The organism is Nocardia exalbida NBRC 100660, from assembly GCF_000308575.1.
GTDB lineage: Bacteria > Actinomycetota > Actinomycetes > Mycobacteriales > Mycobacteriaceae > Nocardia > Nocardia exalbida.
On sequence record NZ_BAFZ01000001.1, the window covers coordinates 126565 to 132564 of the forward strand.

5 protein-coding genes and 1 pseudogene are annotated in these 6000 nt (G+C 69.8%); 2 read left to right on the forward strand and 4 right to left on the reverse strand.

All coding sequences use genetic code 11. The features are described from left to right. The first annotated feature begins 159 nt into the window (after positions 1–159). Both ON29_RS00625 and ON29_RS00630 read left to right on the forward strand, forming a co-directional pair. Entirely contained in the window at positions 160–1206 is a 1047-nt protein-coding gene (locus ON29_RS00625) for an LLM class flavin-dependent oxidoreductase (protein ID WP_040864092.1), read from the forward strand. A gap of 19 nt (positions 1207–1225) precedes the next feature. After that, the gene (locus ON29_RS00630; protein WP_040864093.1) at positions 1226–2590 is read left to right on the forward strand and encodes an NtaA/DmoA family FMN-dependent monooxygenase; all 1365 of its coding nucleotides are present in this window, start codon (positions 1226–1228) and stop codon (positions 2588–2590) included. Between the two features lie 68 nt (positions 2591–2658). On the opposite strand, the gene ON29_RS00635 is transcribed toward ON29_RS00630, so the two are convergent. The 4 genes and pseudogenes from ON29_RS00635 to ON29_RS00650 form a co-directional block, all read right to left on the reverse strand. Then, positions 2659–3144, reverse strand: a complete 486-nt coding sequence (locus ON29_RS00635) for a glutathione peroxidase (protein ID WP_040864094.1) — start codon at positions 3142–3144, stop codon at positions 2659–2661. 104 nt (positions 3145–3248) lie between these two features. Next, positions 3249–4841, reverse strand: a complete 1593-nt coding sequence (locus ON29_RS00640; protein ID WP_040864095.1) for a succinic semialdehyde dehydrogenase — start codon at positions 4839–4841, stop codon at positions 3249–3251. A gap of 139 nt (positions 4842–4980) precedes the next feature. Further along, positions 4981–5178, reverse strand: a complete 198-nt coding sequence (locus ON29_RS00645) for a ferredoxin (RefSeq protein ID WP_040864096.1) — start codon at positions 5176–5178, stop codon at positions 4981–4983. Between the two features lie 9 nt (positions 5179–5187). After that, a pseudogene (locus ON29_RS00650) lies at positions 5188–5993 on the reverse strand (SDR family oxidoreductase). Positions 5994–6000 lie beyond the last annotated feature (7 nt).

Below are 6000 nucleotides of genomic sequence, written 5' to 3' on the forward strand. Positions count from 1 at the left end.
CCTTCGAATCATCGCGAGTCAAACCATCGCGAATCGCCGCCGCCGCCGCGCATCCTCACCAGTGGGTGCGCCGTCGGTGGCCGGAGCCGGATCGTGTCCGGCTCTGGCCACCGCTCCGGGCGGCGGCTCGGTGGCTCGCGGGACGAAAGAAGGTGTCGGATGGGCGTTTTCGCGCTCGGCGTAGAACTCGACGGAGAGGGGTTCCGCCCCGAGGCATGGCGGCGAGCCACGCACACACCCGACCGCCTGCTCACCGCGGACACCCTGCGCGCGCGGGTGACCGCAGCCGAGAACGCCGGATTCACACTGGCCACGTTCGCCGACTCGATCCTGCCGGAGCACGACATTCCCGGTCGCATCGACGCGGTGACCCGGGCGGCTTTCGTGGCGGCCACGACCAGCACGATCGGCCTGGTTCCCACCGTGGCCACCACCTACGCCGAACCGTTTCACACGGCATCGCAGGTGGCGTCGCTGGATTACGCCTCGCGCGGGCGGGCGGGATGGATCGCCGAGCGCGTCGACGACCCGCGCGCCGCCGCCACTTGGGGGCGCAGGCCGGTAGTAGGGGACGCCGACCTGGCTCGCGAACAACGGGATTCGATCGAGGTGGCCCGTCGCCTCTGGGACTCCTGGGAAGACGACGCGGTGATCCGCGACTACACCAGCGGACGTTTCCTGGACCGGAACAAGCTGCACTACATCGATTTCCAGGGCGAGGCCTTCTCGGTGAAGGGCCCGGCCATCGTGCCGCGCCCGCCACAAGGTCAGCCGGTGGTGTTCGGCGCCGAAGGCCCGGTCGACGTCCGATTCGTCGCCGCCGATTCCGTCGCGGCGGCCGCCGAGTCGGCGGCCGCGGCGCGCTCGGCCGGGGATTCGCTGGTCTTCGCCGAGGTCGAGGTCACCCTGGATGTCTCCGGTGTTGCGGCCGCGCAGCGATTCGGCGAAGCCTCCGCTTCACCGGGCCGACTCGGGTTCTCCGGTTCGGCCCGGGGACTGACGGATCTGCTGACCGAACTCAGCGCCCATCTCGACGGCGTGCGGCTGTACGTCGCGGCGATCGACGAGGACCTGCCCGTGCTCGCGCGCGAGGTCCTGCCCGCCCTGTTGCGCACCGGGGTCGCGCATCGCCCTGTTCCCGGTTCGACGCTGCGCGCCAACCTCGGCCTGACCCGCCCCGCCAACCGCTACGCGACCACACGCTGATCGTCAGGAGATCGTTTCCGTGACCGACTTCCCGCGCCCCGACGCACAAGTGCACTTCGGCGTCTTCTTCCAGGGCGTGAACCACACCACGATCTGGTCCGACCCGTCCAGCGGCTCGCAGATCGATTTCGAAACCTTCCGCCGGGTAGCGCAGACCGCCGAGCGCGGCCTGTTCGACGCCTTCTTCCTCGGTGAGGGCCTGCGCCTGCGCGAACAGGACGGCTCGATCCTGGAACTGGATATCGCGGGCCGTCCCGACGCGATCACCCAGCTCGCCGCGCTGGCGGGCATCACCCGGCACATCGGCCTGGTGGCCACCCAGAACACCACCTACAACGAGCCCGCCGACCTGGCTCGCAAGCTCAGCGGCCTGGATCTGCTGTCCGGCGGTCGCGCGGGCTGGAACGCGGTCACCACGGACAACGCGTGGACCGGCGCGAACTTCCGGCGCGGCGGATTCCTCGATCACGCACTGCGTTACGAGCGCGCCGCGGAGTTCGTCGCGACGGTACGGGCGATCTGGGACGCCTGGGACGACGGCGCGATCGCCACCTCGCAGCACAGCCCGTCGTGGGCGCGCGCCGAGGCCATCCATCCGGTCGTGCGCACCGGCCCGCACTTCGACGTGACGATCACCCCCACGCTGCCGCGCAACGCCGGAGGCCATCCGGTGATCTTCCAGGCAGGCGACTCACCCGCCGGTCGCGATTTCGCCGCTGCGCATGCCGATGTCATCTTCTCCAGGCACGGAACGCATTTCGACGACGCACTCGCCTTCGCCACCGACATCCGCGCACGCCTGCGCGCGGCGGGCCGCCCGGACGACGACATCCGAATTCTGCCCGGCACGCAGATCATCCTCGCGGAGAAGGAATCCGAGGTGGAGGAAAAGGTGCGCTGGGTGAAGAACGGCCAGTACACCGGCCAGACCGCTCTGTCACTGGCCGGTCAGATCTGGGGCCGCGACTTGTCCGGACTCGACCCGGACGGCCCGCTGCCCGCGGACGACCCCCGGCCGCGCCCGATCTCGGAAACCCGGGGCGCCCCCCGCTCCGGACAGGACCCGCTCACCATCGCCCGCGAATGGCGAGCCAGGGCCGAGGCGGAGAACCTCTCCCTACGGGAAGTGGTGATCGCCTCCACCGAACGCTCCGGCTTCGCGGGCACCCCGGCCCAGGTCGCCGACGAACTGGCCCGCTGGGTCCGCCACGGGGCCACCGACGGCTTCAACATCTCCCCCTACCTGGTCCCCACCGGCCTGGACGAGATCGTGGACTGGCTCGTCCCCGAACTCCAGGATCGCGGCGTCTACCGCACCGAGTACACCGGCACCACCCTGCGTGACCACCTCGGCTTACGCGAGCCCCTCACCCGGCGATCCTGACGCCGACGTCGTCGCGTGGCGCATCGCCGAGACGATGCGCCACGCGAGCCGGGCTTCGCGCGACTGCTTCAGAGCACGGCTTCGATGGCCGCGACCAATTCCGGCGCCTCGGGGGTGGTGCGCGGGCGGAAGCGGCCCGCGACCTTGCCGTCGCGGTCGATCAGGAACTTCTCGAAGTTCCACTGGATGTCGCCCGCGTTGCCTTCGGCGTCGGGGGTCTCCACCAGCTGCTGGTAGAGGGCGTGGCGCTGGTCGCCGTTGACGTCGGTCTTCTCCAGCAAGGGGAAATCGACGCCGTAGGTGGTGGAACAGAACTCCTGGATCTCCTCGGCGGTGCCCGGCTCCTGTCCCATGAACTGGTTGCACGGCACGCCGACCACGCTGAGACCGCGCGGACCGAAGGACTCGTGCAGCTCGACCAGACCGGAATACTGCGGCGTCAGGCCGCATTTCGAGGCCACGTTGACCAGCAGGACGGCGCGGTCGCCGACCAGGTCGGCCAGCGTCGTCGATTCGCCGGACAGCGTGCGTAGCGGAACTTCTCGAAGACTCATGCGTATCCGTTCTCGATGCCGTGGATCCACCCCGACGGCCACGCTACCGGATCGGCGGGGACTGTGACCGTTGCGGACGCGGCGGTTCCAGCGGGGGAACCGCGTCAGCGCAACCTGGTTCGGCGCATCAGCCGCAGCGACGTCAGGGTCATCTTCAGCTGCTTGTCGTAGGGCTGACCTGCCCGCGCGGCGAGCACCTGTTTCTTGAGCACGCCGACGTTCACCGTGTCGGTGTACTTCAGCAGGCCCTGGTCACCGTGCCGGGTGCCGACACCGGACTGCTTCACGCCACCCGATGGCGTGCCTTTCGCGGCGTAGGTCGCGACGAAACCGTCGTTGATGTTGATATTGCCCGCCTGCAACTGGGCGGCGATCCGCTCGGCGTGCGCGAAGTCCCGGGTCCAGACGCTGGCGTTCAAGCCGTAGTCGGTGGCGTTGGCCAGGCGCACGGCCTCCTGCTCGTCGTCGAACGGGTACACGGTGACGACCGGGCCGAAGGTTTCCAGCGTCGCGTGGGTCATCTCGGGGGTCACCCCGGTCAGCACGGTGGCCTCGTAGAACGCCGGACCGATATCGGGCCGCGCCTGCCCGCCGACGTGCACGGTGGCCCCTTTCGATCGCGCGTCCTCGACATGGGCGGCGACCCGTTCCAGGTGCTGCGGGGAGACGAGGGAGCCGAACTCCGGCGTGTAGTCGTAGGCCCCGCCGATCTTTCCGTTCAATTCCGCCGCGGCGGCGACCAACCGGCGGAGGAACTCGTCATGGATGGAGCGGTGCACGTAGATCCGCTCGATGTGCATACACGCCTGCCCGGAGTTGGCGAACACCGCGAACACCGCGCCGGGGACCACCTCGTCCAGGTTCGCGTCGGCGAGCACGATCATCGGATTCTTGCCGCCCAGCTCCAGGCTGCACCCGATGAGGTTGCGACCGGCCTGCTCGCCGACGATCCGGCCGGTGGCGGTCGAGCCGGTGAACATGACGAAGTCGACGTTGTCGATCAGGGTCGGCCCGATATCGGGTCCTTCACCACACACCACCTGCACCAGACCGCGGGGCAGCCCGGCCCGGTGCAACAGCTCGACGCCGAAGAGCACGCACAGCGCGGTCTTGTTGTCCGGCTTCAGCACCACGCCGTTGCCTGCCATCAGCGCGGGCATGGCGTCGGACAGCGCGATGGCGAAGGGAAAGTTCCACGGCGCGATCACCGCGACGAGCCCTTTGGGACGGTGCTGCTCGGTGGAGGTGGTCAGCAGCGGCATCGGGCCGCCGCGCCGCTTCGGCCGCAGCACCCGGCGCGCGGTCTTGAGATAGTGGCTGACCACCATGGGCACGTCGCAGGATTCCTCGACGGCCATGCGACGGGTCTTGCCGCATCCGATCTGGATGAGATCGGCGATGGTCTCCACCTCACCGAGGATCAGCTCGTGCAGCCGCTCGAACACGCGCAGTCGTTCCCGCAGTGGCCGCGCGGCCCATTCCGTCTGCGCGGCCCGGGCGGCGGCGCACGCGCGCAGGACGTCCTGCGGCGTGGACTGCGGAAGCGCACCGACCGGCGCGCCGGTGTAGACCTCGGTCATCTCGAACGGCGCCGCGCTCCCGTCGGCGGCGACCAGGCTGGTCAACCGGGCGATCAGCTCCCCGGTGATCCTGGCGGGCAGGGTGCCCGTCGCCTTGTCGGTGTGTGCTGTGCTCATCGGATCATCTCCATGACGTCGGGCATCGCCGCAGGTGCCGGGCCGGACAGTGCGCCTGAATTAGAACACGTTCCGGTTTCGGATTCATCGTATTCGTCCCCGCCCGCCCTGCCTACCCGCCGCGTGCGAGGAATTCCGCTCACTCCTCCGCGGCGATCGTCAACGCCTGGGTGGGGCAGTAGCGGACCGCGCGCTGCACGTCGGCCCGCGCTCGCGGCTCGGCGACGGCATCGAGGATCTCCACTTTGCCGTGCTTGGGGACGTGGAACGCCTCGGGCGCCTCGTCCTGGCACACCGCATGTCCCTGACACAGATCCAGATCGGCCAGCACTCGCATCGTCGCTCCTTACTGTTCGTTCGATCCCGGGTCATCCGCGAGCGGACGCACCGGCGCCTCGGGCTGCACCTCGACGAGCACCAGGTGTGAGCCGCGCGGCGTGGAAACCACCGCCACCACCGCGGCGGCCAGGTCACCGGCGCGCAGCATGTACGGGTGCCTGGCGAAACCCCAGGCTTTCCAGTCCTCCAGTACCGGGCCGACGATCTCGGGCGTGGAGTCCATGCCCATGCCGGTCAGCGTGGGCCGGGCCGGACCTGCGACAGGCGGATGCCGCTGCCCTCGAGTTCCATGCGCATCTGCGCGGCCATCGCTTCCAGGCCCGCCTTGGCGGCGCTGTAGGCGCCCGTGCGCGGACGCGGTTCGGACGCGCAGTCGGAACTGATCAGCACCACGTCGCCGCGCTGCCTGCGCAGCATGCCGGGCAGCACCCGGTGCACGAGGCGCTGCGCGCCGACGAGATGCACCTGCACCTGGCGCACGAACCGTTCCGGATCCATCGCGAACGCCTGTCCGAACTCGATGTCGCCCGCGCTGGACACCAGGATCTCGGTGGGGCCGAGCGCTTCTTCGGCGGCGCGCACGAACTCGTCGACCGAGTCGGGCTCGGTGACGTCGAGGCGGTGGGCGAAGGCTTCACCGCCGTTGGCGCGGATCTTGTCCGCCAGTTCGGCGCACTGCTCGGCGCGGCGCGCGCCGAGCGCGACCGGGTGACCCAGCTCGGCCAGGGCCACGGCGGTGGCCGCGCCGATCCCGGAGGAGGCGCCGGAGACGAGCGCGGGCCTGCGCTCGGGATGGGGTGCGAATCTTGGCATTATCGAG